The organism is Pseudomonas farsensis (assembly GCF_014268805.2).
Classification (GTDB): domain Bacteria; phylum Pseudomonadota; class Gammaproteobacteria; order Pseudomonadales; family Pseudomonadaceae; genus Aquipseudomonas; species Aquipseudomonas farsensis.
In genome coordinates, this window is the sequence record NZ_JABWRF020000003.1 from 764090 (window position 1) to 790689 (window position 26600).

The following is a 26600-nucleotide window of genomic DNA, read 5'->3' on the forward strand; positions in this document are numbered from 1 at the left end:
GCTCATGTACTCCAGTACACTGGGCTTCCTCGCCCCGTTTTGCCTTGTCTGGCCTGCCCGCAGGCAGATTTCAGGCAGACCCCGGGTCAGGAGAAGCTGATATTGATTCGCTGGCTTCCGTAGACCACTCGCGCTGCAGAAATAAGCTGATAGGGAATCTCGACATAGGGCACGTCGGAATTGGTCAGCGCCATGTCCATCAGTTGAACGAGCATCGAGTTCTTTCTGACAAGAATCACGTCCGACCAATCAGTGTTGGTCATGGCCACGGGAATGAAGTCGGAGCGTTTGATGAAGCTGCCCAGGGCCTCCAGGACGCCGAGGTTCTGTTTGGTCCCGTTCGGGCTGTGGCAGCAGTCGTTGAGCATGATGAAGCCATCATCTGCCACCAGGTCCTGGTAGTACATCAAGTCCCGCAGTATGTATTCGTACTGGTGGTTGGCATCAATGTACACTAGGTCGAACTTGGCGATGTCAGTTTCCTGTCGGATTTTGTTGATGGCGCCAATGGTGTCCGAGCGGATAATTGTCACTTCTGGCAGATGCGCGAAACGGGCCTGGCACTCTTCGTACAGTTTGTCCCAGGTCTGTTGGTCGTGCAGTGAGCCGCCGTAGTAGTAGTCATAGGTGTCGACGGGTACTACCCACGGTGGCAGCTCGTCGAATGGGCTGTAGGCATCGTTAGCTGCTTTGCTCCAGCTATCTATAAGCACCATTTTCTCGGGGGCCAACGCAGTATGGATCTTCAGCGCGTTTTCCCCGCGCAATACCCCCAGTTCCGCTACCAGCGGGCGCTTCTCCATGACCTGGAAAATCGCCCCCAATAGGTGGTACAGGTTTTCTCGATAGGTGTGGCAGACCTTCATTGAGGTGTCCTTTATCGTTTATGGCGGTCCTGCTGTGGAAGCAGGTCGCGTGCTGGTGTCTCAAGCACATTCTCTGGCGCGTCACATCCTATGCAAGATGTGCGCCTGGCTTTGCGGGGGCAGGGCTTGGACTTTATGCGGCGATTGTCCTTGCATTGAGTTGGCCGCAGCGGTGTCTGTGCGGCATGATGTCGTGACTTGGCGGTCGAAACGCGCATCTTTAGTCTATTGAGTCAGCGGGCTGTCACGCCGACGCTGCAGGCATAGGCCTATGAGCTTTGTCGAAAGCCCGTGTATTTTCGCTATTTCCATCGGGAAACCAAAATGATTGGCATCAAAAGCATCGCCAGTTACGTACCTGTGACGGGTGTCGACAACTACCTTCAGGGTGCGAAATTCGGCAAGGATCAGGAGTTTATTTTCGGTAAGATCGGCTCCACGTTCCTGCCGCGCAAAGACGCCAACCAGGAAACGTCCGATCTCTGCGTAGAGGCAGCGCGCAATCTTTTCGCCGCCAACCCTTCGCTTGATCCGGCTGCAATTGATGTAGTGATCGTGGTCACCCAGAACGGCGATGCTGAAGGGCTTCCGCACACGGCCGCGATCGTTCAGCACAAGCTCGGCCTTTCCACGGCTGTGGCAGCTTTTGATGTTTCTCTGGGTTGTTCTGGCTACGTTTACGGTTTGTATGCGATGAAAGGCTTCATGGAAGCCGCAGGGTTGAAAAACGGCCTTCTTCTCACTGCTGACCCCTATTCGAAAATCGTTGACCCTGAAGATCGCAATACCACCATGCTGTTCGGTGACGCTGCCACCGCCACCTGGATGGTTGATGGCGCACCGTGGCAATTGGGCAAATCACTGTTTGGCAGTGATGGCGCTGGCGCCGAGCACCTTCGCACGACCGACGGCAAGTTCTTCATGAACGGCCGGCAGGTCTATAACTTCGCGCTGGTGAAGGTGCCTGCACACCTGGCGCAACTGCTCGAAGCGTCCGAGCTGAGTGCCAGTGATGTCGACCTTTACTGTCTGCATCAAGGCAGTGCTGCGATCGTCGATGCCGTTTCGCAGCGCTTCGATGGCGGGGAGCAGAGGCAAAAGTTCGTTAAAGACATGGTTGAGACCGGCAATACCGTGTCGTCGAGTATTCCGCTGTTACTCGAAAGGCATGTGCTGCAGTCCCAGCATCAGCGCGTTGCACTCAGCGGCTTTGGGGTGGGGTTGTCTTGGGGTTCGGCAATTATCGAACGGGATGCCTGAACTCGCCCAGCAGGAGAACGCCGCCACCTTTTCTGGCGGCGTTTTCATTTGCGCAACAGATATGGGGTGCGCCCATAGTTTGACGTCAACAGCTTGATTTCATTGGGCTGGCAGGTTGCCAGTATTTTTTTTTTGAAAATCTTCTAAAGCAACCCGGCCTGACGACGATAACTACTACGAAGGTTCTCTGTGCCCCTCTCGGCGTATTGCCAAGGCCGGAAGCCGCAGTACCCAATACAACGAGGAAATCGTCATGGCTTTGACTGTAAACACTAACACTACCTCCCTGGGCGTTCAGAAGAACCTGAACCGTGCTGCCGACGCGCTGAGCACCTCGATGTCCCGTCTGTCCTCCGGCCTGAAAATCAACAGCGCCAAAGACGACGCCGCCGGCCTGCAGATCACCACTCGTATGACCTCGCAGATCCGTGGTCAGACCATGGCTATCAAAAACGCCAACGACGGTATCTCGATCGCCCAGGCTGCTGAAGGCGCGATGCAAGAGCAGACCAACATTCTGCAGCGTATGCGCGAACTGGCACTGCAATCGCGAAACGACTCCAACAGCTCGGCTGACCGTGACGCTCTGGACAAAGAGTTCCAGGCAATGCTGTCGGAAATCGACCGTATCGCTGACAGCACCCAGCTGAACAAAAAGAACCTGCTCGACGGCAGCGCTGGCGTCATGACCTTCCAGGTTGGTTCGGACACTGGCACCCAAAACCAGATCACCATCACCCTCAGCGCCGCGATGAAAACCACCGGTACCGGTGCTGCTCTGACTGGCCTGGCTGGCAAGAACATCAAAGGCGCTGATACCACCGCCGCGCAGAACAACTTCAGCGCGGCAATGAGCGCGATCGACTCCGCTCTGGATGCGATCAACTCCACTCGTGCAGACCTGGGTGCTTCGCAGAACCGTCTGACCAGCACCATCAACAACCTGCAAAACATCAACGAGAACGCCGAAGCTGCTCGTGGTCGCGTACAAGATACCGACTTCGCCGCTGAAACTGCTCAGCTGACCAAGCAGCAGACTCTGCAGCAAGCATCGACTTCGATCCTGGCCCAGGCCAACCAGCTGCCATCGGCAGTCCTGAAGCTGCTGGGCTAATCTTCCAGCTAGCTGACCGCGGGGGAGTGCTGTTGAGGCGCTCCCCCGTCTTTGTATTGCGAGGTGGTAGATATGGACATGAGCGTCAAGCTGAACCTATCCTACCCGGCCGCTCGCCCGGCCGAGCCGGTGGGTGAAAGAGCAGTCGCGCGGCTTGCAGAGACTCCCAAGGGCACCGATGCGCTGGTGGCCAAGGCGGATCTGGGGGTTGGTCAAGACGTGAACGATATCGAAAAGGTGAAAAGCGCCGTTTCGGATATCGAAAAATTTCTCAGCTCTACTCGGCGCAATCTGGAATTCTCAACTGATGAGGAATCCGGAAAGATCGTCGTTCGAGTTATCGCCAGCGAGACGGGTGAAGTGGTTCGCCAGCTCCCTTCCGAAGAGGCGTTGCGCATTGCTCGCAGCCTCAGCGATGTTAACAGCATCCTGTTCGACGCCAAGGTTTGATGGGCTGCGAGCGGTTAGCTAGATGATTCATGCCGGCCCTGCAGGAGTTGGGCTGCGCGTAAAAATGAGAGGGGCACTGTATGGCAAAGATTACATCCTCGATTGGTGTTGGCTCGGGTCTTGAGATTGGCGCGCTCGTCCAGACGCTGGTAACTGCCGACACCGCTGCGAAGAAATCGCAGATCGCTCGTCAGACGAGCAATAACGCTGCGATGATTTCGGGGATTGGTGCGCTGCGCAGTGCCCTGACCGCGTACAGCACCGCAATGGGCAAGCTCAATGACAAGAACGCGCCTTCGTTCAATGCCTATGCTGGCAAGTCGTCCAATGAGGGCGTGGTAAAAGTCAATGCCGGCAACACTGCGGTGGCTGGTAGTTACAGTGTTGCGGTCAGCAACCTGGCAACCAGTTCCAAGGTAGCGACCAACGCGTTTGTCGGAGGGGCTACCTCGTTGGTTGGCGATGGCGATATGACTATCACCCAGGGAACTACGAGCTACACGCTCAAGGTTCCAGCAGGTGCGACGCTGGAAAGTGTTCGTGACCAGATCAACAAAGAGTTGGGCGCCAAGGGTATTTCGGCGAACATCGTTACCGGTGAAGGTGGCTCGCGGTTGGTGTTAGGCTCGACTACTACCGGCAAAGGCACCGATATCTCGGTCAGTGGCGACGTGACCTCCCTGAATGTCGATGGCACCCAGTCGATGGCAGCCAATGGTGCTGGTTACGTGACCGAAAAGGCCGTGGACGCCAAGATGACCATCGATGGATTGGTCGTGACCAGTGCCTCCAACAAGGTTGCCGATGCGGTGAGCGGCCTCACTTTCGAGTTGACTGGGGTGAGTGCTGTCGGCACGGCTGCCACTGTCACTGTTGCAGCCAATAGTGACGGACTGAAAACTTCGATCCAGGGTTTTGTCGATGCTTACAACACGCTGCAGAAAGCTATCAGTTCGCTGACCGCTACGTCTCAGGACGAAGAGGGTAATCTGGTGCTGGGTTCGCTGACCAACGACCCTACCACTCGATCGCTGTTGTCCGATCTTCGTAAGGTCTTGACCGATGTGGGTTCCGGGGATCGTCTCACCACCCTTGGCCAGCTTGGTATCAACACCACCAAAGATGGCACGCTGGAGTTCAACAGCGCCAAGTTCACTGCAGCAATGGACGACAAGAAGCTCGGCAACGAGGTGCAGGAGTTGTTTTCGGGCGAGAACGGCATTTTCGCTCGCATGAACAAGGCGATTGATCCGTATAACGCGGCCGATGGTAGCTTGGTTAGCCGTAAGGCTGGTTTGGATAGTGTCGCCAAGAATCTGAAGGATCAGCAGGATGCTCTGGACCATCGGGTAGAGACGCTCACGGCCTCGCTGACCAAGCAGTACGCTACGCTGGACGCCAACCTTGGCAAGATGAAGGCCCAGGCCAACCAGATCACCGCCATTTTCGACGCGCTCAACGCCCAGGCCAAGAAGTCCTAAGCAGCTGCTTGCGCCAAAAGCCCGGCGACGCCAGTTTGGTGTCCCGGGCTTTTGCATTTTCCCTAAAGTTTTTTGACGGGGTGGCGATAAGTATCCTGTATTAACCTTTTTCGCTGCAACGAGGTAGATTCATGAACCCGATGTTGGCCCTTCGGCAATACCAGAAAGTCAACGGCGCGGCGCAGACTTCCGAAGCCAGTCCGCACCGTCTGGTGCAAATGCTCATGCAAGGCGGTTTGGACCGTATGGCTCAGGCCAAGGGTGCAATCGCGCGTAACGATATGGCCCAGAAGGGTATCCTGATCGGCAAGGTCATCGACATCATTGGCGGCCTGCGTGAAGGCTTGGACCTGGAAAACCACGCCGACTCCCTGGCCGACTTGGACAGCCTCTACACTTACATGAGCCGGCGCCTGGTCGAGGCCAATGCCAAAAGCGACCCCGAGATCATCGATGAAGTGGCGCGCCTGCTGATTACCGTGAAGGAAGGGTGGGACGCGATCCCCGACCCTCAGCAGGTACCGTGACCCGGGAGGTGACATGAGCGAGGTGATCGAGCGTATCGAGCAAACCCGTGACGCCCTGCTGGCTGCGCTGAGCAACCGGGACTGGGACGCAGTGGGCGAACTCGACCTGAAATGCAGGGTATGCGTCGACGATGTGCTGGCCGAAGCCGGCAGCAACGAGGCGGGAGTACGGGCAAGCCTCGAGGAATTACTGGCGGTTTACCGGCAATTGATCGAGGTTGCCAGTGGCGAGCGTCAATCAATAGTCGACGAGATGACGCAGATACGTCAGGCAAAAAGCGCGGCGAAGGTATACCATCTGTTCAGCTGACCACGAATAACACTAGAAAAAGCGCGCCATTAAATTGACTGCGCGCTCTTTTTTGACTTAACTAGTGGCTGTATCCGAATTTCAGACGTCCGAACACTGACCATTCAGTCGAATGATGTCGAGCACGCCCCACGGGCGCCGAGATGACTAGGGAAGTTGCTATTGCATGTGGCGTGAAACCAAGATTCTCCTGATCGATGACGACAGCCCACGCCGCCGCGATCTGGCGGTGGTCCTGAATTTCCTTGGCGAAGAAAACCTGCCCTGCTCCAGTGATAACTGGCAGCAAGCGGTTGAATCTTTGTCTTCGAGTCGTGAAGTGCTGTGTGTGCTCATCGGGGCCGTAAACGCTCCGGGCAGTGTGCTCGGGCTGCTTAAGACAGTGGCTGGCTGGGATGAGTTCCTTCCTGTGCTGTTCTTGGGTGAAAATTCTTCGGCCGAGTTTCCCGAGGACCTTCGCCGGCGCGTGCTTTCCAGCCTCGAGATGCCGCCGAGCTACAGCCAACTGCTCGATTCGCTGCACCGTGCCCAGGTCTATCGCGAGATGTACGACCAGGCCCGTGAGCGCGGTCGCCAGCGCGAGCCCAACCTGTTCCGTAGCCTGGTGGGCACCAGCCGCGCCATCCAGCATGTGCGGCAGATGATGCAGCAGGTGGCCGACACCGACGCCAGCGTGCTCATTCTGGGGGAGTCCGGTACCGGCAAGGAGGTGGTGGCGCGCAACCTGCACTACCACTCCAAGCGCCGTGAAGCGCCGTTCGTGCCGGTCAACTGCGGGGCCATCCCTGCCGAGCTGCTCGAAAGCGAACTGTTCGGCCATGAGAAAGGCGCCTTCACCGGCGCCATCACCAGCCGTGCCGGGCGTTTCGAGCTGGCCAATGGCGGCACGCTGTTCCTCGACGAAATCGGTGACATGCCGCTGCCGATGCAGGTCAAGCTGCTGCGTGTGCTGCAGGAACGTACATTCGAACGCGTGGGTAGCAACAAGACCCAGAGCATCGATGTACGCATTATTGCGGCCACCCACAAGAACCTCGAGAACATGATCGAGGACGGCACTTTCCGCGAAGACCTTTACTACCGCCTGAACGTCTTCCCCATCGAGATGGCCCCGCTGCGCGAGCGCGTCGAGGACATTCCGCTGCTGATGAACGAGCTAATTTCGCGCATGGAGCATGAGAAGCGTGGCTCGATCCGCTTCAACTCAGCCTCGATCATGTCGCTGTGCCGCCACGGCTGGCCGGGTAACGTGCGTGAATTGGCCAACCTGGTGGAGCGCATGGCGATCATGCACCCCTATGGAGTGATTGGCGTATCAGAGCTGCCGAAGAAATTCCGCTATGTCGATGATGAAGACGAGCAGTTGGTCGACAGCCTGCGCAGCGACCTCGAAGAGCGCGTTGCCATCAACGGCCACACGCCGAACTTCGCCAACCAGGCCATGCTGCCGCCTGAAGGTCTTGACCTGAAGGATTACCTCGGTGGCCTTGAGCAGGGCCTGATCCAGCAGGCGCTGGATGATGCCAACGGCATTGTTGCCCGCGCTGCCGAACGCCTGCGCATCCGCCGCACCACGCTGGTGGAAAAGATGCGCAAGTACGGCATGAGCCGCCAGGGTGGCGAGGAACAGGCAGAAGATTGACCCAGCAAGGGCCGCTTGGCGGCCCTTGCTGGCGGTCCCGCCCTCAGTTTTCTACAAGCCTGTTCTGGCCCTATCGCAGGCTGGCGCCAGCTCCCACGGAATGTGGCTTGTCGCTATCTCGGTGCCGTTTTACGCGGTCAGTGTAGGAGCGGCCTTGTGTCGCGATGGGCTGCGAAGCAGCCCCAGCGATTCTGGTGGGTGCACAAATCCTGGGGCTGCTTCGCAGCCCATCGCGACACAAGGCCGCTCCTACACAATCAAAAGCGACTTGCCCGAAACCATAGAATCTCCCACAAGCATCTGCGCCAGGCATCAATATCGCGGCTCTGCGCGGTTTTTGTGGGAGCTGGCGATAGCCTGCGATGAGGCCGGCAAAGGCTTGCACAAGACCCATCGCTGTAACGGCGCAGTCGGTGCCGCCTAATCCGCACTATTGCAGCTAAATCCCTATCCCCGGCACGGCTATTGCTACACCGCTGGCATCACACCGTTTTTATGACGGTCAGCCATGCGAGAGAGCACCATGCCCCAGGCCGCCCCCAAGTCCCGAGTCCCTGCTGTCCAGGGAGTAATCCCGGTCGAGCAGGAAAGTCGACTGGGCCTGGAACAGGCGTTTGCCCTGTTCAGCCAGGTTTCCACTCAGCTCACCGAGTCCTACGGCATGCTCGAAGCGCGCGTCAGCGAGCTCAAGGGCGAGTTGGCGGTGGTCAGTGCGCAGCGCATGGCCGAGCTTGGTGAAAAAGAACGCCTGGCCAACCGCCTGCAGAACCTGCTCGACCTGCTGCCCGGGGGCGTGATCGTGATCGACGCGCAAGGCTATGTGTGCGAAGCCAATCCCGCCGCCTGCGAGTTGCTCGGCGAGCCGCTGATCGGCTTGCTCTGGCGCGAGGTGATTGCCCGCAGCTTTGCGCCGCGCAAGGACGATGGCCACGAGGTGTCGCTGCGCGATGGCCGTCGCCTGTCCATCGCCACCCGCTCGCTGGATGCCGAGCCTGGCCAGTTGGTGCTGTTGACCGACCTCACCGAAACCCGTCGGTTGCAGGGCCAGTTGGCGCGCCATGAACGGCTGTCCTCGCTGGGGCGCATGGTCGCCTCGTTGGCGCATCAGATCCGCACGCCACTGTCGGCGGCCATGCTGTATGCCAGCCACCTGGCCGATGCTGGGCGCGACCTGCCTGAAGAAACCCGCCTGCGCTTTGCCGGCAGCTTGAAAGAGCGCCTGCAAGAACTGGAGCACCAGGTGCGCGACATGCTGGTGTTCGCCCGCGGCGAGTTGCCCCTGGTTGATCGCCTGACCCCCAAGGCTCTGTTCCAGGCCTTGCAACACGCAGCGCAAACCCACGTGCAAGGCCATGCGGTGCGCTGGCAGTGCGATGTTCAGCTGGGAGAGTTGCTGTGCAATCGCGACACCCTGGTGGGTGCTGTGCTGAACCTGATCGACAACGCCTTGCAAGCCAGCGCGGAACCTGCGCGGCTCAAGGTTCACCTGTACCGCCGCGAGCAGAACCTGCACCTGTGCATCAGTGATGCGGGCTCTGGTATCGACGCTGAGCTGCTCGGGCGCCTGGGCGAACCTTTCCTCACCACCAAGGCAACCGGCACTGGCCTGGGCCTTGCCGTCGTGCAGGCGGTGGCTCGTGCGCACCAGGGCGTGCTGCGCCTGCGTTCCAGGCCCGGCCGTGGCACCTGTGCCTATGTAGTGCTGCCTTTGATCGGAGCACCGGAGACCCACTGATGGATATCAAGGTATTGCTGGTCGAAGACGACCGTGTATTGCGCCAGGCGCTCACCGATACGCTGGAAATCGGCGGTTTCGCCCACCGCGCCGTAGCGTCGGCCGAAGAGGCCTTGCTGGCTGTTGGCCAGGAGCCGTTCAGCCTGGTCGTCAGCGACGTCAACATGCCGGGTATGGACGGCCATCAACTGCTCGCCCAGCTTGGGCGCAACCACCCGGAGTTGCCGGTTTTGCTGATGACCGCCCACGCTGCGGTCGAGCGGGCGGTGGATGCGATGCGCCAAGGCGCTGTGGATTACCTGGTAAAGCCCTTTGAGCCGCAGGCCTTGTTGAGCCTGGTCGAGCGCCATGCCGCTGGTCGGCTTGGCAATAGCGAAGATGACGGCCCGGTCGCCAGCGAACCTGCCAGCCGGCAGCTGCTGGAGCTGGCAGCGCGGGTTGCGCGCAGCGAGTCGACGGTGTTGATTTCGGGCGAATCGGGCACCGGCAAGGAGGTGCTGGCGCGCTACATTCACCAGCAATCGCCGCGGGCGGCAGCGCCTTTCGTGGCGATAAACTGCGCAGCCATCCCTGACAACATGCTCGAAGCCACGCTGTTCGGCCATGAGAAGGGCTCGTTTACCGGCGCCATCGCTGCCCAGCCTGGCAAGTTCGAGCAGGCCGAAGGTGGCACGTTGCTGCTCGACGAAATTTCCGAAATGCCCCTTGCGCTACAGGCCAAGCTGCTGCGTGTGCTGCAGGAGCGTGAAGTGGAGCGGGTAGGGGGGCGCAAGCCAATTGCACTGGATATCCGCGTGCTGGCCACCACCAACCGCGACTTGGCCGGTGAAGTGGCCGCAGGGCGTTTTCGTGAAGACCTGTTCTACCGCTTGTCGGTGTTCCCGCTGGCATGGAGCGCCCTGCGCGAGCGGCCCGCCGACATTCTGCCGCTGGCCGAGCGCCTGTTGGCGCGGCATGTCGGCAAGATGAAACACGCACCGGTGCGGTTGTCTGCCGATGCCCGCGCCTGCCTGCAAAGCTACGCCTGGCCTGGCAACGTGCGCGAGTTGGACAACGCGCTGCAGCGGGCATTGATTCTGCAGCAGGGCGGCGTCATCGAGGCGGCGGATTTCTGTCTGGCCGGCGTCATTCCGTTGTCGGCACCTGGGGTGGCCACTATTGCGCCATTATCCGCAGATTTGACGGTCGAGCAGGGTGGGCTGGGCGACGACATGCGCCGCCATGAATTCCAGATGATCATCGATACCTTGCGTGCCGAACGTGGTCGCCGCAAGGAAGCCGCTGAGCGTCTGGGCATCAGCCCGCGCACGCTGCGCTACAAGCTTGCGCAAATGCGTGATGCCGGCCTTGATGTGGAGGCCGGCCTGTTCGGTTGATGCATCGTTTTGAATGTAAAAACGCGTACTGGCACTGCTCTTGCTAGTTCCAGCCTACCCGCTGCATGACTGTCAAAAAAATGCGGCCGCCGGAGAGAGAAGTCCATGACCCAAGGTGTTGAATTCAATCGTCTGATGTTGGACATGCGTGCCATGCAGGCCGATGCCATGTCGCTGCCCAAAGTCGCTGCAGCCCCTGAGCTGGCGCCGGGTCAGAGCAGCTTTGCCGACATGCTTGGCCAAGCCATCGGCAAGGTCAGCGATGTGCAGCAGGCATCCACCCAGCTGTCCAATGCCTTCGAAATCGGCAAGAGCGGCGTGGACCTGACCGACGTGATGATTGCCTCGCAAAAGGCTTCGGTGTCGTTCCAGGCGTTGACCCAGGTGCGTAACAAGCTGGTGCAAGCGTACCAGGACATCATGCAGATGCCGGTTTAAGGCGAGAGTTGAGTCATGGCCGAAGCAGCAACCGTCGATAACGCCCCCGCCAAAAGCGGGCCGCCAGCAGCCAAGCCGCCGCTGTTCGGTATGTCGTTCCTGGAAAACATCTCGCAGATGCCCATGCTGCGTCAGGTGGGCCTGCTGGTCGGCCTGGCTGCCAGCGTGGCCATCGGTTTTGCCGTGGTGCTGTGGTCACAGCAGCCGGACTACCGCCCGCTGTACGGCAGCCTTGCCGGCATGGACACCAAGCAGGTCATGGACACCCTGGCCGCTGCCGATATTCCCTACAACGTAGAGCCCAATTCCGGTGCCCTGCTGGTCAAGGCCGACGACCTCTCCCGTGCGCGCCTGAAGCTTGCAGCCGCAGGTGTTGCGCCGAGCGACGGCAACGTCGGCTTCGAGCTGCTCGACAAGGAGCAGGGCCTGGGTACCAGCCAGTTCATGGAAGCCACCCGCTACCGCCGCAGCCTTGAAGGCGAGCTGGCGCGTACGGTGTCGAGCCTGAACAATGTGAAGGCTGCTCGCGTGCACCTGGCCATCCCGAAAAGCTCGGTGTTCGTGCGTGACGAACGCAAGCCAAGTGCTTCGGTACTGGTCGAGCTGTACCCCGGCCGTGCGCTGGAAGCAGGCCAGGTGATGGCGATCGTCAACCTGGTCGCCACCAGCGTGCCAGAACTGGACAAGTCCCAGGTCACCGTGGTCGACCAGAAGGGCAACCTGCTCTCCGAGCAACTGCAAGACACCGCGCTGACCATGGCCGGCAAGCAGTTCGACTACAGCCGCCGTATGGAAGGCATGCTCACCCAGCGTGTGCACAACATCCTGCAGCCGGTGCTGGGTAATGACCGCTACAAGGCTGAAGTGTCGGCCGACGTCGATTTCAGTGCCGTGGAGTCCACCTCCGAGCAGTTCAACCCTGACCAGCCAGCGCTGCGCAGCGAGCAGTCGGTCAATGAACAGCGCTCCAGTAGCCAGGGCCCGCAAGGCGTCCCCGGCGCGCTGAGCAACCAGCCACCAGGCCCTGCCAGTGCGCCACAGACCACTGGCGGTGCAGCCGGTGCGGCTGGCGCGATCCAGCCTGGCCAGCCGCTGGTCGATTCCAACGGTCAGCAGATCATGGACCCGGCCACCGGCCAGCCGATGCTCGCGCCGTACCCGAGTGACAAGCGTCTGCAGAGCACCAAGAACTTCGAACTCGACCGTTCGATCAGCCATACCCGTCAGCAGCAGGGGCGCCTGACGCGCCTGTCGGTGGCCGTGGTGGTCGACGACCAGGTCAAGCTCGACGCTGCCAACGGCGAAGCCACCCGCAGCCCATGGAACGCCGAAGACTTGGCGCGTTTCACCCGCCTGGTGCAGGACGCCGTAGGCTTCGATGCCAGCCGTGGCGACAGCGTGACCGTGATCAACGTGCCGTTCGCTGCTGACCGTGGCGACGAACTGGTGGATATTCCGTTCTATTCGCAGCCGTGGTTCTGGGACATCGTCAAGCAAGTGCTGGGCGTGGTGTTCATCCTGATCCTGGTGTTCGGCGTGCTGCGCCCGGTGCTCAACAACATTACCGGTGGCGGCAAGCAAGCTGCTGCAGATGGCGACATGGAGCTGGGCGGGATGATCGGTCTGGATGGCGAACTTGCCAACGACCGGGTAAGCCTGGGTGGCCCGACAAGTATTCTGTTGCCAAGCCCTACCGAGGGTTACGAAGCACAGCTCAACGCAATCAAAGGCCTGGTGGCCGAAGATCCGGGCCGCGTGGCCCAGGTCGTGAAAGAGTGGATCAACGACGATGAGTGACAACCGAGCCGTTACCGCCAAGCTGAGCCGTGTCGACAAAGCGGCTATCCTCCTGCTCTCGCTTGGCGAGACCGATGCCGCACAGGTGCTGCGTCACATGGGCCCCAAGGAAGTGCAGCGGGTCGGTGTGGCCATGGCGCAGATGGGCAACGTCCATCGCGAGCAGGTCGAGCAGGTCATGAGCGAGTTCGTCGAGATCGTCGGCGACCAGACCAGCCTGGGCGTGGGCTCCGACAGCTACATCCGCAAGATGCTCAGCCAGGCGCTGGGCGAAGACAAGGCCAACGGCCTGATCGACCGCATTCTGCTCGGTGGCAATACCAGCGGCCTGGATAGCCTGAAGTGGATGGAGCCGCGTGCCGTGGCTGACGTGATCCGCTTCGAGCACCCGCAGATCCAGGCGATCGTGGTCGCCTACCTCGACCCCGACCAGGCCGGTGAAGTGCTGAGCAACTTCGACCATAAAGTGCGCCTGGACATCGTGCTGCGCGTATCGTCGTTGAACACCGTACAACCTGCGGCGCTCAAAGAGCTCAACCAGATCCTCGAGAAGCAGTTCTCGGGCAACTCCAACGCGGCCCGTACCACGCTGGGCGGTATCAAGCGCGCTGCCGACATCATGAACTTCCTCGACAGCTCCGTCGAAGGTGCACTGATGGATTCGATCCGCGAGATCGACAGCGAGCTGTCCGAGCAGATCGAAGACTTGATGTTCGTCTTCAACAACCTGGCCGACGTCGACGACCGGGGTATCCAGGCGCTGCTGCGGGAGGTGTCCTCGGATGTGCTGGTGGTGTCGCTCAAAGGTGCCGACGAGCGGGTCAAGGACAAGGTCTTCAAGAACATGTCCAAGCGTGCCTCGGAACTGCTGCGCGACGACCTCGAAGCCAAGGGCCCGGTGCGCGTCAGCGACGTGGAAACGGCGCAGAAAGAAATCCTCACCATCGCCCGCCGCATGGCCGAGGCCGGCGAGATCGTGCTCGGCGGCAAAGGCGCCGAGGAAATGATTTAAGCTGCAAGCTTCGAACTGCAAGCTGCAAGTGGAAGCGGGCCTGCGATAGGTGCTTGTCCTTGTGGCTTGACGCTCGAAGCTTGTGATTCAAGAGGCAAGCTGCAATAAGCGCCGCGAACGCGGGCCTGCTTTTACTTGCAGCTTGAAGCTTGCAGCTAACGAGGCTTTTCAGTATGTCCACCACCGTCCATCCCAGCGATCTGATACGCGCCCGTGACCTTGAGGGCGTCGATGTCTGGGCGCTCCCAAGCTTCGACCCGGCGCCGCCGCCGGAGCCTGAACCTGAGCCCGAGATCGTCGAGGAAGTCGAAGAAGTCCCGCTGGATGAAGTCCAGCCATTGACCCTTGAAGAGCTCGAAGCGATCCGCCAGGAGGCCTACAACGAAGGCTTTGCCACGGGCGAGCGCGAAGGTTTTCACAGCACTCAGATCAAGGTGCGCCAGGAGGCCGAAGTGGCCCTGGCAGCCAAGCTGGCCAGCCTTGAACAACTGATGACGCACCTGCTCGAACCGATTGCCGAGCAGGACACGCAGATCGAAAAAGGCCTGGTGCACCTGGTCGCCAATATGGCGCGCCAGGTGATAGGCCGCGAGCTGCGCGGCGACTCCAGCCAGGTCACCCACGTGCTGCGTGAAGCGCTGAAGTTGCTGCCCATGGGCGCCGAGAACATTCGCATCCACCTCAACCCGCAGGATTTCGAGCTGGCCAAGGCCCTGCGCGAACGCCACGAAGAGAACTGGAAGCTGCTCGAAGACGAAGCCCTGCTGCCCGGCGGCTGCCGCATCGAGACTGCCCACAGCCGTATCGATGCGACCATGGAAACGCGCATCGAGAAGGCGGTTGCGCAGTTGTTCGACCAGTCCCACGATCAGGCGCTGCACCCTTCGACACCTGATATTTCGGTCGACCTGCAGGCCCCCGCGGCCCCGGTGGAGCCCACCGATGCGCCTTGAGCGGACCAGCTTCGGCAAGCGTCTTGAGGGTTACCAGGACGCGGTGAAGCTGCCTGCCAAGCCGGTGGTCGAAGGCCGTCTGCTGCGCATGGTCGGCCTCACCCTTGAGGCCGAGGGGCTGCGCGCCGCTGTGGGCGGTCGCTGCATGGTGATCAACGACGACAGCTATCACCCGGTACAGGTTGAAGCTGAGGTGATGGGCTTTGCCGGTAACAAAGTGTTCCTGATGCCGGTCGGCAGCATTGCCGGCATTGCCCCAGGGGCGCGGGTGGTGCCGCTGGATGACAGCGGCCGCCTGCCCATGGGCATGAGCATGCTCGGCCGGGTGCTCGACGGCGCCGGCCGTGCCCTGGATGGCAAGGGCGGCATGAAGGCCGAAGACTGGGTGCCGATGGACGGGCCGGTAATCAACCCGCTCAACCGCGACCCGATCAGCCAGCCGCTGGACGTTGGCATTCGCAGCATCAATGGCCTGTTGACCGTCGGCCGTGGCCAGCGTCTGGGCCTGTTCGCCGGTACCGGTGTGGGTAAGTCAGTGCTGCTGGGCATGATGACCCGCTTTACCGAAGCCGAGATCATTGTGGTCGGGCTGATCGGTGAGCGGGGCCGCGAGGTCAAGGAGTTCATCGAGCACATCCTCGGCGAGGAAGGGCTCAAACGTTCGGTGGTGGTGGCTTCGCCTGCTGACGATGCGCCTTTGATGCGCTTGCGGGCAGCGATGTACTGCACGCGGATTGCTGAATACTTCCGCGACAAGGGCAAGAATGTCCTGTTGCTGATGGACTCGCTGACCCGTTTTGCCCAGGCCCAGCGTGAAATCGCCCTGGCCATCGGCGAGCCGCCGGCCACGCGTGGCTACCCGCCTTCAGTGTTCGCCAAGCTGCCCAAGCTGGTCGAGCGCGCCGGTAACGGCGAGGCCGGTGGCGGGTCGATTACGGCCTTCTATACCGTGCTCTCCGAAGGGGACGACCAGCAGGACCCCATCGCCGACTCGGCGCGAGGCGTGCTGGACGGCCACTTCGTGCTGTCGCGGCGCTTGGCCGAAGAGGGTCACTACCCAGCCATCGATATCGAAGCGTCGATCAGCCGGGTAATGCCGCAGGTGGTCGATGCTGGCCATCTGCGCCAGGCGCAGAAACTCAAGCAGCTGTGGTCGCGCCTGTCGCAGAGCCGCGACCTGATCAGCGTCGGCGCCTATGTAGCTGGCGGCGATCCTGAGACCGACCTTGCCATCGCCTTGCAGTCACGCATGGTCGATTATCTGCGCCAGGGGCTCGATGAAAATGTGTCGATGACACAGAGCCGCACCGAGCTTGAGGCGATCTTCACGCCTCCAGGCACAGGCCGCTAAACCATGGCCCAGCCAAGTCGCGCTGCGCGCCTGGCGCCAGTGGTGCAAATGGCTGAGGAGGCCGAGCGCAAGGCTGCGCAGCGCCTGGGGCACTTTCAGCAGCAGGTGGCCCAGGCGCAAGCCAAGCTCAAAGAGCTGGAAAGCTTTCGCGAAGGCTACCAGGCGCAGTGGATCGACCGAGGCGGGCAGGGCGTAAACGGCAACTGGCTGGTCAACTACCAGCGCTTTCTTGGCCAGCTCGAGACGGCTATGACCCAGCAGCGCCAGAGCATGGCCTGGCACCAGAACAACCTCAACAACGCCCGTGGCACCTGGCAGCAGGCGTACGCCAAGGTCGAGGGCTTGCGCAAGCTGGTGCAGCGCTACATGGACGAAGCCCGCCGCGCCGAAGACAAGCGCGAGCAGCGCCTGCTCGACGAGCTGTCGCAGCGCCTGCCAAGGCAAAGCCCCCTGTAGGAGCGGCCTTGTGTCGCGAAAGGGCTGCGTAGCGGCCCCAGGATCTCGGCTTTATTCAAAAATGCTGGGGCCGCTACGCAGCCCTTTCGCGACGCAAGGCCGCTCCTACAAGGTGCGCGCGGTGGTGGCAACCTTGCAGCCCGGGGCGCGCACTGCTAAACCTTTCTAAGCTGCATTCGCCATCATCGAAGGAATCGCTCGCATGGCAGTGGAATCCGTTTTTTCGCAGGAAGGGAAGAAACTCACGATCAAGATCAAGGGCCGCTTTGACTTCGGCAAGCATCAGGAATTCAGAGATGCCTATGAACGTCAGCATCCTGTGCTGGATTCGGTGGTGGTAGACCTGAAGGAAGCCACCTATCTCGACAGTTCTGCGCTGGGTATGCTGCTGTTGCTGCGCGATCACGTCGGTGGCGATGACTCCGACATCCGCCTGGTGCACGCCAGTGATGATGTGCGCAAGGTCCTTGCCATCTCCAACTTCGACAAACTGTTCGATATCAGTTGAGCGCCCTCATGCCTGCCAACCAGGCGTTGCGTGTGTTGATCGCTGAGGACGGCGCTGCCGACCGTCTGCTGCTGGCGCAGATCGTGCGCCGCCAGGGGCATGAGGTGTGTACCGCCGAGGATGGCGCGCAGGCGGTGCAGCTGTTCATGCAGCAGCGCCCGCAGATCGTCTTGCTCGACGCGCTGATGCCGGTGATGGACGGCTTCGAGGCCGCCCGGCAGATCAAGGCGTTGGCTGGCGAAGCGCTGGTGCCGATCATCTTCCTCACCTCGCTCAACGAAGAGCAGGGGCTGGTGCGTTGCCTGGAGGCAGGCGGCGACGATTTCATGGCCAAACCCTACAGCCCGGTCATTCTGGCGGCGAAAATCCGCGCCATGGACCGCTTGCGGCGGCTGCAGGCGACGGTGCTTGAGCAGCGCGACCAGATTACCCGCCATCACCACCACCTGCTCAACGAACAGCGTGTGGCCAAGGCGGTGTTCGACAAGGTCGCCCACTCCGGTTGCCTCAACGCGCCAAATATCCGTTACCTGCAATCGCCCTATGCGCTGTTCAATGGCGATCTGCTGCTGGCCGCCTACGCCCCTAACGGCGACATGCACCTGCTGCTTGGTGACTTCACTGGCCATGGCTTGCCGGCTGCGGTTGGCGCCATGCCCTTGGCTGAAGTGTTCTATGGCATGACCGCCAAGGGTTACGGCCTGGTCGAGACGCTGCGTGAAATGAACGCCAAGCTCAAGCGCATCTTGCCGGTGGACATGTTTTGCTGCGCACTGCTGCTTAACCTGAGCTTCCAGCGCGGCACGGTGGAGGTGTGGAGCGGCGGCATGCCCGACGGCTACCGCTTGTCAGCGGCGGGTGAGGTGCTGGGCGTGCTGGCCTCGCGCCACCTGCCGTTGGGGATTCTGCCGCCGGAGCGGTTCGACGATTCAACCTGCGTGCTGCCGCTGGCGGAAGGTGAGCGCCTGCTGCTGTTGTCTGACGGGGTGGTCGACAGCGGCGATGCTCAGGAGCGGCTGTTTGGCGAGCAACGCCTGCATCAGGTACTTGCGGCAAATCGGGAGCCTGCGCAGTTGTTCGATGAGCTGATGCAGGCGCTGGCACGCTTTGGCGGCCAGGCGCGGGATGATATCAGCCTGTGCGATGTGCGCATGCTCGGCCCGGACGGCGCGGCGGCGCAGGCGGTGGTGTACTCCGACAGCGGTCGTTCAAGCCCCTTGGACTGGTCGCTGGACTTCGAACTGCGTGGCGACAGCCTGCGCCGTTTCAACCCGGTGCCGTATCTGGTGCAGTTGCTGCAAGAGATTCACGGGCTCAGGCCCAGTAGTGGCTTGTTGCACAGTGTGCTCAGCGAGTTGTACGCCAATGCCCTTGAGCACGGTGTGCTGGGCCTGGATTCATCGCTCAAACGCGACGCGCAGGGGTTCTCGGAGTACTATCGCCAGCGCGCCGAGCGCCTGGCCGCCGAAGTGGGCGGTGTGGTGCGCATCGGTCTCAGGGTTGAACCCCATGCCACAGGTGGCCGTCTGATGATTGAGGTGCGCGACAGCGGCAACGGTTTTGACGTCGCGTCGGTGTTGGCACGCAGCCCGCAGGCCCAAGGCTTCTGCGGGCGGGGGCTGAACCTGGTGCAGCGCCTTGCGCACAGTGCCGAGTGGCTTGATGGCGGGCGCCTGGCGCGGGTGGCGGTGCAATGGTAAAGGGTGGGCCCGGCGGTGGCGCCTGGCCTTTTGCAATCAGGCTTGATCAGGGAGTGAGCACGTGATGGATGTGCACATAGATCACAAGGTCCTTTGCGACCTGCGCGAGATCATGGAGGACGGCTACCTGCAGCTACTGGATACCTTCCTGGAAGATTCCGAGCGGCGCTTGAGCCAGCTGCACCAGGCCAAGGACGCAGCCGAGCTTGGCATGGCCGCGCATAGCTTCAAGGGCAGCAGCTCGAACATGGGCGCTGTTGGCCTGGCAGGGTTGTGCCAGGAACTGGAAGATCGGGTCAGGCAGTTGCCGTTGTATGGCATCGAGGACCTGATCAACCGGATCGACCTCGAATACCGTGAAGTGCAGCAGTTTTACGGTAGCGAACGGGAACGAATTTCCGCCGGCTGACAAAGCTGGCGCGAGTTTTGCCTGTCTTTACCCAGATGTTTTATCAAGTTTCTGGTGTGGAGACCTTTCAATGCCTGTGGCACCTAACCCATTGTTGCAAGCCGGCCTGCTGAACAAGCCTTCGCGCCCGGCGGCAGGCGTTGCCGAAAAACAGCCACAGCCCGCGGCAGACAAGGGCCCAAGCTTTGAAAAAGTGATGGTCAAGCAAGGCCGTGACGCGGTCCCTGCGCCTGATGACAAAGTGGCCAAAGGCCCCGCCCAGGCCAGCCCGAAAGACAAACCGGCGGCTGCCGACAACGGCAAGAAAGATGACGCTGCAACGCCAGCGGTTGCCGATGACGGCAATGCCTTGCCAGTCACGCCGGTTGCCGAGGCAAGCGACGGCGACACTGCGCCATCCCTGGATTCGTCGCTTGTAGCGGGCCAGGTCACCGACGCCCAGCCCGGCGCGCAGTTGCTTCAGGCCCAGGCCGAAGCCGTCGCCCCGGTGTTGCAGGCGGCAGCCCAACCGGCGGTGAGCGCCGCAGCGGCAACGCCTGCGCCGGCAGAGTTCGACCCCGAAGCCGACCCATTGGCCGACATGCCGACCTTGCGCCTGGCGCTGGAGCAGACTGCCCAGGCGCAGGGGACCACCTCTGCGCACGCCGCCAGCGCACGAAGCGAGGCGACTGCCCAGCAGCCAACCGACCCGAACGCGGCAGCCGTCAATACCTTGGCGAACCTCGTGCAGAAGGGTGAGGCCGAGCCTGGCAGTTCCGAGCGTGGTGACAAAGCCTTTGCCGGGCTGCTCGACGATGGCCTCAAGGATCTCAAGAACGCCAGCAGCGACACCCGCGTGGACGATTTCGCCAATCGCCTGGCGAGCCTGACCCAGGCAGCCACCGCCAAGACCGCCAATGCCGTGCCGGTGACCCCAAGCCCCTTGCAGCAGCCGCTGTCGATGAACCAGGGTGGGTGGACCGAGGGCCTGGTCAACCGGGTCATGTACCTGTCCAGCCAGAACCTCAAGTCGGCTGATATCCAGTTGGAGCCCGCCGAACTTGGGCGCCTGGACATCCGCGTCAACGTTGCGGCGGACCAATCCACGCAGATCCACTTTGTCAGTGGCCACGCCGGCGTGCGCGATGCCCTCGACAGCCAGGCCCACCGCCTGCGTGAACTGTTCGCCCAGCAGGGCCTGGCGCAACCGGATGTCAGCGTTGCCGACCAATCCCGTGAGCAACAGCAGCAGCAGGCCCAGCAGGGCGGCTCGAACCTCTCCGGCGTTGCCGCGCGCCGCGCCGCCAATGGTGCAGGCGAGGGCGAAAATGTGGCCGACGCCACACAGCCGGTCGAGCAGCAGGTGGTGATTGGCGACAGCGCGGTCGATTACTACGCCTGATCGATGGTTTTGTACAGTCTTGTTCCGGCCTCATCGCAGGCTGTCGCCAGCTCCCACAGGAGTCTGTAGTCAGACCTCGATGTTGCGGCAGGTCGCGGTCTCTGTGGGAGCTGGCGATAGCCGCTGTCGCCAGCTCCCACAGGAGTCTGTGGTCAGACCTCGATGTTGCGGCAGGTCGCGGTCTCTGTGGGAGCTGGCGATAGCCTGCGATGGGGCCAGTTCAGGCCTGCGCAGAACTGTGATCCCACGCTCGGACAAATCTGGCATAACACTTGCTCAAGCCTCGTCATCCTCTTTGAAACCCTGATGGACGACGGATTATTGGCATGGCTAAGACCGACGCAGTGAAAGACCCCGCCGCTAAAGGCAAACTCAAGATGATCCTGCTGCTGGTGGTGGCCCTGCTGCTGGCCGTCGGCCTTTCGGTGGGCGCTACCTGGTTCTTCATGCACAAGGGCGAAACGGCTCCGGCAGTCGACCCCGCCGCAGCCAACGTCAAGCAGGCGGCGATCTACGAGCCGCTGGCGCCAGCCTTCGTGGTCAACTTCAACCAGAATGGCCGCCAGCGCTACATGCAGGTGAGCATCACCATGCAGGGCCGCAGCCAGGCCGATCTCGATGCGCTGAAAGTGCACATGCCGGTGATTCGCAACAACCTTGTGATGATGTTCTCTGGTCAAGGCTTCGACGTACTGGCCAACAGCCCGGTCGGTCAAGAGATGCTGCGCCAGAAAGCCACCGCCGTGGTGCAGGAAGTCGCCCAGAAAGAAGTCGGCAAGCCGGTCATCGACCAGCTGCTGTTCACCAACTTCGTATTGCAGTAGGAGCACACCGATGGCCGTGCAGGACCTGCTGTCCCAGGATGAGATCGACGCCCTGTTGCATGGGGTGGACGATGGCCTGGTCACCACCGAAAGCGGTGGCGACCCCGGCAGTATCAAAAGCTACGACCTGACCAGTCAGGACCGTATCGTCCGGGGGCGCATGCCGACCCTGGAGATGATCAACGAGCGTTTCGCCCGTTATACCCGCATCAGCATGTTCAACCTGCTGCGCCGCTCGGCGGACGTAGCCGTGGGCGGCGTGCAGGTGATGAAGTTCGGTGAATACGTACACTCGCTGTACGTGCCCACCAGCTTGAACCTGGTCAAGATCAAGCCGCTGCGTGGCACCTCGCTGTTCATCCTCGACGCCAAGCTGGTGTTCAAGCTGGTGGACAACTTCTTCGGTGGCGACGGCCGTCACGCCAAGATCGAGGGGCGTGAATTCACCCCCACCGAGCTGCGCGTGGTGCGCATGGTGCTGGACCAGTGCTTCGTCGACCTCAAGGAAGCCTGGCAGGCGATCATGCCGGTCAACTTCGAGTACATAAACTCCGAGGTCAACCCGGCCATGGCCAACATCGTCGGCCCGAGCGAGGCGGTGGTGGTGTCGACCTTCCACATCGAACTTGATGGCGGTGGTGGCGACCTGCACGTGACCATGCCGTACTCGATGATCGAGCCGGTGCGCGAAATGCTCGATGCGGGCTTCCAGTCCGACCTGGACGACCAGGACGAGCGCTGGGTCAAGGCCCTGCGCGAGGACGTACTGGACGTCAACGTACCGATTTCGGCAACGGTTGCGCGGCGCCAGATGAAACTGCGCGACATCCTGCACATGCAGCCGGGTGATGTGATCCCGGTGGAACTGCCTGAGCACCTGGTGCTGCGCGCCAACGGTGTGCCGGCGTTCAAGGCGCGCCTGGGTTCGCACAAAGGCAACCTGGCGCTGCAGGTCATCGACCCGATCCCGCGCCGCTGAGGCGCAACGGTCGCATTAAACGAATTGAATGGCTGTCGAGGAAATCATGGCTAACGAAAACGACATCAACGCTTCCGACGATCAGGCCCTGGCCGATGAATGGGCCGCAGCCCTGGAAGAAACCGGCGATGCCGGCCAGTCCGACATCGACGCACTGCTGGCGGCAGACAGCGGCAGTGATCGCCTGCCGATGGAAGAGTTCGCAAGCTCGCCCAAGCCCAACGAGAACGTCAGCCTCGAAGGGCCGAACCTGGACGTGATCCTGGACATTCCAGTGAGCATCTCCATGGAAGTGGGCAGCACCGAGATCAACATCCGCAACCTGCTGCAGCTCAACCAGGGCTCGGTGATCGAGCTCGACCGCCTGGCCGGTGAGCCGCTGGACGTGCTGGTCAACGGCACCCTGGTCGCCCATGGCGAGGTGGTCGTGGTCAACGAAAAGTTCGGCATCCGCCTGACTGACGTGATCAGCCCCAGCGAACGTATCAAGAAGCTGCGCTGAGTGAAGGGCACCTTGCGGGCCATTGCGGCCGTGGGCGCGTTGTTGCTCAGCGAAGTGGCCATCGCCCAGGCCCAGCCTGTGCAGACCACTGCGTCGGCAACCCCCGGCGGCCTTGGCGGGCAGCTGGCGCAGATGCTCTTCGGGCTGCTGTTGGTAGTGGGCCTGATCTTCTTCCTGGCCTGGCTGCTGCGGCGCATGCAGGGCACCGCTCAGCGCGGTGCGCCAGTGATCGAGATCGTCGGCACCCGTGCCATCGGCCCGCGCGATCGTCTGTTGTTGATACAGGTGGGCAAGGAGCAGATTCTGATCGGCCACTCGCCGGGCAGCATCGAGGCCCTGCATGTGCTGGCCGAGCCGGTCGAGGTGCCCAATAGCGCCCGCCAGGCAACGCCGGAATTCGCCCAGCGGCTGCTTGAGCTGATGGGCAAGGATCAGAAGGACAAGACGTGATGATGGGCGCAACGCGCTTGCTGTTGACTCTGGCGCTGCTGATGGCAGCACCACTGGCGCTGGCCGCCGACCCGCTGTCGATCCCGGCCATTACCCTGTCAAACGGGGCGGACGGGCAGCAGGAGTATTCGGTCAGCCTGCAGATTCTGCTGATCATGACGGCGCTGAGCTTCATTCCGGCGTTCGTCATCCTGATGACCAGCTTTACCCGCATCATCATCGTGTTCTCGATTCTGCGTCAGGCCCTGGGCCTGCAGCAGACGCCATCGAACCAGGTGCTGACCGGCATGGCGCTGTTCCTGACCATGTTCATCATGGCGCCGGTGTTCGACCGGGTGAACAAGGACGCGATCCAGCCTTACCTGGCTGAGCAGATGACCGCCCAGCAGGCCATCGACAAGGCGCAGGTGCCGCTCAAGGACTTCATGCTGGCGCAAACCCGGCAGAGCGACCTGGACCTGTTCATGCGCCTGTCCAAGCGCACCGATATCACCGGCCCCGACCAAGTGCCGTTGACCATCATGGTGCCGGCGTTCGTCACCTCCGAGCTCAAGACGGCGTTCCAGATCGGTTTCATGATCTTCATCCCGTTCCTGATCATCGACATGGTGGTGGCCAGTGTGCTGATGGCAATGGGTATGATGATGCTGTCGCCGCTGATCATCTCGCTACCGTTCAAGATCATGCTGTTCGTGCTGGTGGATGGCTGGGCCTTGATCATGGGCACCCTTGCCGGCAGTTTCGGCGGCGTCTGACGCCGCCCCAGGAGAGCTTCGATGACCCCGGAAATTGCCGTTGACCTGTTTCGCGACGCGCTCTGGCTGACCACCTTGATGGTCGCAACGCTGGTGGTCCCCAGCTTGCTGGTGGGGCTGGTGGTGGCGATGTTCCAGGCCGCCACGCAGATCAACGAACAAACCCTGAGCTTTCTGCCGCGCCTGCTGATGATGCTGATCACGCTGATCATTGCCGGGCCTTGGCTGGTGCAGAAGTTCATGGAGTACTTCATCAGCCTGTACACCAACATCCCGCAGTTGATCGGCTGAGGCGGCCATGCTGGAGCTGACCGACACGCAGATCGGCACCTGGGTCGCCACGTTCATCCTGCCGTTGTTCCGGGTGACGGCGGTGCTGATGACCATGCCGATCTTCGGCACCAAGATGCTCCCGGCGCGCCTGCGGCTGTACGTGGCCGTGGCTATCACCGTGGTGATCGTGCCGGCGCTGCCGCCGCTGCCGCAGTTCGACCCCCTGAGCCTTCGCGGCCTGCTGCTGTGCGCCGAGCAGATCATCGTTGGTGCCCTGTTCGGCTTCTCTTTGCAGTTGTTGTTCCAGGCGTTCGTGATTGCCGGCCAGATCGTTGCCGTGCAGATGGGTATGGCGTTCGCCTCGATGGTGGACCCGGCCAACGGCGTCAACGTGGCGGTGGTCAGCCAGTTCATGACCATGCTGGTGAGTGTGCTGTTCCTGCTGATGAATGGGCACCTGGTGGTGTTCGAAATCCTCACCGAAAGCTTCACCACGCTGCCGGTCGGCAATGCGCTGGTGGTCGAGCATTTCTGGGATGTGGCCGGGCGCCTGAGCTGGGTGCTGGGCGCGGGATTGCTGTTGATTCTGCCGGCGATCGCCGCGCTGTTGGTGGTCAACATCGCGTTTGGCGTGATGACCCGCGCGGCGCCCCAATTGAACATTTTCTCCATCGGTTTCCCGCTGACCCTGGTGCTGGGTATCGCCATCTTCTGGGTCGGCCTTGCCGATATTCTTTCCCATTACCAGGCACTGGCCAGCGAAGCGCTGCAGTGGCTGCGTGAGCTGGCGCGGGCGAGCTGAGCATGGCTGAGAGCGAGAGCGGTCAGGACAAGACAGAAGACCCCACCGACAAGCGCAAGACCGACTCGCGCAAAAAAGGTGAGGTGGCGCGCTCCAAGGAGCTCAATACGGTGGGTGTCACGCTTGCCGGTGCGGGTGCGCTGCTGATGTTCGGTGGCCACCTGGCCGAGACGCTGATGACGCTGATGCGCATGAACTTCAGCCTGACGCGCGAGGTGATCGTCGATGAGCGCAGCATGGGCGCGTTCCTGTTGGCCTCGGGCAAGATGGCCATCTGGGCGGTGCAGCCGGTGCTGATCCTGCTGTTCGTGGTGGCGTTCGTCGCGCCCATCGCGTTGAGTGGTTTTCTTTTTTCCGGGAGCCTGTTGCAGCCCAAATTCAGCCGTATGAACCCGCTGGCAGGCATCAAGCGGATGTTTTCGATGAATGCGCTGACGGAGCTACTGAAGGCGCTGGCCAAGTTTTTCGTGATTCTGATCGTGGCCCTGGTGGTGCTGTCCAGCGACCGCGAGGCGCTGATGTCGATTGCCAACGAGCCGCTGGAGCAGGCGATCATCCATGCTGTGCAGGTGGTTGGCTGGAGCACGTTGTGGATGGCTGCCGGGCTGTTGCTGATCGCGGCGGCTGACGTGCCGTTGCAGCTGTATCAGACGCACCAGAAAATGAAGATGACCAAGCAGGAAGTGAAGGACGAGTACAAGGACAGTGAGGGTAAGCCTGAGGTCAAGCAGCGTATCCGGCAGTTGCAGCGCGAGGCTTCCCAGCGGCGCATGATGGCGGCGGTGCCGGATGCGGATGTGATCATCACCAACCCGACGCACTATGCCGTGGCGTTGCAGTACGACCCCGAGAAGGGTGGGGTAGCGCCGTTGCTGCTGGCCAAGGGGACGGATTTCATTGCCTTGAAAATGCGTGAGATCGGGGTTGAGCACAAAGTGCAGATTCTGGAGTCGCCGGCGTTGGCGCGGGCGATTTACTACTCGACCGAGCTTGAGCAGGAGATCCCGGCAGGCTTGTACCTGGCGGTGGCGCAGGTGTTGGCGTATGTGTTCCAGATTCGGCAGTACCGAGCAGGCAAGGGTAAGTCGCCGGAGCCGTTGAAGAAAGATCTGCCGATTCCTGATGATTTGCGGCGGGATGAGTGAGTGCGGGTAGAGCTGTTCTGATTTACCTGGCGCGTGGGCTTGCTCGGTTATGTGCAGCCCTGTTCCCGCCAGGCATATCTTCTTGTAGCGAGCTCCCTTGTGGC

General features: G+C 61.4%; 28 protein-coding genes. 27 read left to right on the forward strand and 1 reads right to left on the reverse strand.

All coding sequences use genetic code 11. The features are described from left to right. Nucleotides 1–86: 86 nt before the first annotated feature. Nucleotides 87–866 carry a class I SAM-dependent methyltransferase gene (locus tag HU719_RS19690; RefSeq protein WP_186536559.1) on the reverse strand — a complete coding sequence of 260 codons (780 nt, stop codon included), beginning with the start codon at nucleotides 864–866 and terminating at the stop codon, nucleotides 87–89. A gap of 324 nt (nucleotides 867–1190) precedes the next feature. Here HU719_RS19690 and HU719_RS19695 point away from each other — a divergent pair, with 324 nt between their 5' ends. From HU719_RS19695 to flhB, 27 genes are all read left to right on the forward strand, one after another. Then, nucleotides 1191–2126: a ketoacyl-ACP synthase III gene (locus tag HU719_RS19695; protein ID WP_186536560.1), complete on the forward strand. Its 936-nt coding sequence runs from the start codon at nucleotides 1191–1193 to the stop codon at nucleotides 2124–2126. A 253-nt stretch (nucleotides 2127–2379) separates the two neighbouring features. After that, complete coding sequence (locus HU719_RS19700; protein ID WP_186536561.1) at nucleotides 2380–3240, forward strand: flagellin domain-containing protein; 861 nt, start codon at nucleotides 2380–2382, stop codon at nucleotides 3238–3240. Nucleotides 3241–3312: 72 nt separating this feature from the next. Beyond that, on the forward strand, nucleotides 3313–3690 hold the full coding sequence (locus HU719_RS19705) for a flagellar protein FlaG (RefSeq protein WP_186536562.1): 378 nt from the start codon (nucleotides 3313–3315) through the stop codon (nucleotides 3688–3690). A gap of 80 nt (nucleotides 3691–3770) precedes the next feature. Further along, nucleotides 3771–5171, forward strand: coding sequence for a flagellar filament capping protein FliD (gene fliD / locus HU719_RS19710; protein ID WP_186536563.1), 1401 nt, complete (start codon nucleotides 3771–3773; stop codon nucleotides 5169–5171). Nucleotides 5172–5302: 131 nt separating this feature from the next. Then, complete coding sequence (gene fliS, locus HU719_RS19715; protein ID WP_186536565.1) at nucleotides 5303–5698, forward strand: flagellar export chaperone FliS; 396 nt, start codon at nucleotides 5303–5305, stop codon at nucleotides 5696–5698. Between the two features lie 13 nt (nucleotides 5699–5711). Beyond that, nucleotides 5712–6008, forward strand: a complete 297-nt coding sequence (locus tag HU719_RS19720) for a flagellar protein FliT (protein WP_186536566.1) — start codon at nucleotides 5712–5714, stop codon at nucleotides 6006–6008. A 166-nt stretch (nucleotides 6009–6174) separates the two neighbouring features. Then, nucleotides 6175–7650 (forward strand): transcriptional regulator FleQ, encoded by a 1476-nt coding sequence (fleQ, locus tag HU719_RS19725; RefSeq protein WP_186522744.1) that lies wholly within the window; start codon nucleotides 6175–6177, stop codon nucleotides 7648–7650. Nucleotides 7651–8173: 523 nt separating this feature from the next. Beyond that, nucleotides 8174–9385 carry a sensor histidine kinase gene (locus HU719_RS19730; protein ID WP_186537177.1) on the forward strand — a complete coding sequence of 404 codons (1212 nt, stop codon included), beginning with the start codon at nucleotides 8174–8176 and terminating at the stop codon, nucleotides 9383–9385. Next, on the forward strand, nucleotides 9385–10761 hold the full coding sequence (locus tag HU719_RS19735) for a sigma-54-dependent transcriptional regulator (RefSeq protein ID WP_186520788.1): 1377 nt from the start codon (nucleotides 9385–9387) through the stop codon (nucleotides 10759–10761). Before HU719_RS19730 ends, HU719_RS19735 begins: the two co-directional genes overlap by 1 nt. Before the next feature lie 105 nt (nucleotides 10762–10866). Beyond that, nucleotides 10867–11199: a flagellar hook-basal body complex protein FliE gene (gene fliE / locus HU719_RS19740; RefSeq protein WP_186520789.1), complete on the forward strand. Its 333-nt coding sequence runs from the start codon at nucleotides 10867–10869 to the stop codon at nucleotides 11197–11199. Nucleotides 11200–11214: 15 nt separating this feature from the next. Further along, on the forward strand, nucleotides 11215–12996 hold the full coding sequence (gene fliF, locus HU719_RS19745; RefSeq protein WP_186520790.1) for a flagellar basal-body MS-ring/collar protein FliF: 1782 nt from the start codon (nucleotides 11215–11217) through the stop codon (nucleotides 12994–12996). Beyond that, entirely contained in the window at nucleotides 12989–14008 is a 1020-nt protein-coding gene (gene fliG, locus HU719_RS19750; RefSeq protein WP_186520791.1) for a flagellar motor switch protein FliG, read from the forward strand. Before fliF ends, fliG begins: the two co-directional genes overlap by 8 nt. A gap of 173 nt (nucleotides 14009–14181) precedes the next feature. Then, a complete protein-coding gene (fliH, locus tag HU719_RS19755; protein WP_186537178.1) occupies nucleotides 14182–14961 on the forward strand; it encodes a flagellar assembly protein FliH in 780 nt (259 codons plus the stop codon). Then, the gene (fliI, locus tag HU719_RS19760; protein WP_186537179.1) at nucleotides 14951–16312 is read left to right on the forward strand and encodes a flagellar protein export ATPase FliI; all 1362 of its coding nucleotides are present in this window, start codon (nucleotides 14951–14953) and stop codon (nucleotides 16310–16312) included. The genes fliH and fliI overlap by 11 nt, the downstream gene beginning before the upstream one ends. A gap of 3 nt (nucleotides 16313–16315) precedes the next feature. Further along, nucleotides 16316–16768 (forward strand): flagellar export protein FliJ, encoded by a 453-nt coding sequence (fliJ, locus tag HU719_RS19765; RefSeq protein ID WP_186520794.1) that lies wholly within the window; start codon nucleotides 16316–16318, stop codon nucleotides 16766–16768. 202 nt (nucleotides 16769–16970) lie between these two features. Continuing rightward, on the forward strand, nucleotides 16971–17276 hold the full coding sequence (locus HU719_RS19770; RefSeq protein ID WP_186520795.1) for an STAS domain-containing protein: 306 nt from the start codon (nucleotides 16971–16973) through the stop codon (nucleotides 17274–17276). A gap of 8 nt (nucleotides 17277–17284) precedes the next feature. After that, the gene (locus tag HU719_RS19775) at nucleotides 17285–18976 is read left to right on the forward strand and encodes a fused response regulator/phosphatase (protein WP_186537180.1); all 1692 of its coding nucleotides are present in this window, start codon (nucleotides 17285–17287) and stop codon (nucleotides 18974–18976) included. A gap of 61 nt (nucleotides 18977–19037) precedes the next feature. Beyond that, nucleotides 19038–19385, forward strand: a complete 348-nt coding sequence (locus tag HU719_RS19780; RefSeq protein WP_186537181.1) for an Hpt domain-containing protein — start codon at nucleotides 19038–19040, stop codon at nucleotides 19383–19385. A 70-nt stretch (nucleotides 19386–19455) separates the two neighbouring features. After that, a complete protein-coding gene (locus HU719_RS19785) occupies nucleotides 19456–20766 on the forward strand; it encodes a flagellar hook-length control protein FliK (protein WP_186537182.1) in 1311 nt (436 codons plus the stop codon). A gap of 326 nt (nucleotides 20767–21092) precedes the next feature. Beyond that, on the forward strand, nucleotides 21093–21590 hold the full coding sequence (fliL, locus tag HU719_RS19790) for a flagellar basal body-associated protein FliL (protein WP_186520799.1): 498 nt from the start codon (nucleotides 21093–21095) through the stop codon (nucleotides 21588–21590). A gap of 10 nt (nucleotides 21591–21600) precedes the next feature. Beyond that, nucleotides 21601–22569, forward strand: a complete 969-nt coding sequence (fliM, locus tag HU719_RS19795) for a flagellar motor switch protein FliM (protein WP_186520800.1) — start codon at nucleotides 21601–21603, stop codon at nucleotides 22567–22569. Between the two features lie 46 nt (nucleotides 22570–22615). Further along, nucleotides 22616–23071, forward strand: coding sequence for a flagellar motor switch protein FliN (gene fliN / locus HU719_RS19800; RefSeq protein WP_186520801.1), 456 nt, complete (start codon nucleotides 22616–22618; stop codon nucleotides 23069–23071). Then, nucleotides 23072–23521: a flagellar biosynthetic protein FliO gene (gene fliO / locus HU719_RS19805; protein ID WP_186520802.1), complete on the forward strand. Its 450-nt coding sequence runs from the start codon at nucleotides 23072–23074 to the stop codon at nucleotides 23519–23521. 2 nt (nucleotides 23522–23523) lie between these two features. Beyond that, nucleotides 23524–24276 carry a flagellar type III secretion system pore protein FliP gene (gene fliP, locus HU719_RS19810; protein ID WP_186520820.1) on the forward strand — a complete coding sequence of 251 codons (753 nt, stop codon included), beginning with the start codon at nucleotides 23524–23526 and terminating at the stop codon, nucleotides 24274–24276. A 21-nt stretch (nucleotides 24277–24297) separates the two neighbouring features. Continuing rightward, nucleotides 24298–24567 (forward strand): flagellar biosynthesis protein FliQ, encoded by a 270-nt coding sequence (gene fliQ, locus HU719_RS19815; protein ID WP_186520803.1) that lies wholly within the window; start codon nucleotides 24298–24300, stop codon nucleotides 24565–24567. A 7-nt stretch (nucleotides 24568–24574) separates the two neighbouring features. After that, on the forward strand, nucleotides 24575–25351 hold the full coding sequence (gene fliR, locus HU719_RS19820) for a flagellar biosynthetic protein FliR (protein WP_186520804.1): 777 nt from the start codon (nucleotides 24575–24577) through the stop codon (nucleotides 25349–25351). Nucleotides 25352–25353: 2 nt separating this feature from the next. After that, on the forward strand, nucleotides 25354–26496 hold the full coding sequence (gene flhB, locus HU719_RS19825) for a flagellar biosynthesis protein FlhB (RefSeq protein ID WP_186520805.1): 1143 nt from the start codon (nucleotides 25354–25356) through the stop codon (nucleotides 26494–26496). Nucleotides 26497–26600 lie beyond the last annotated feature (104 nt).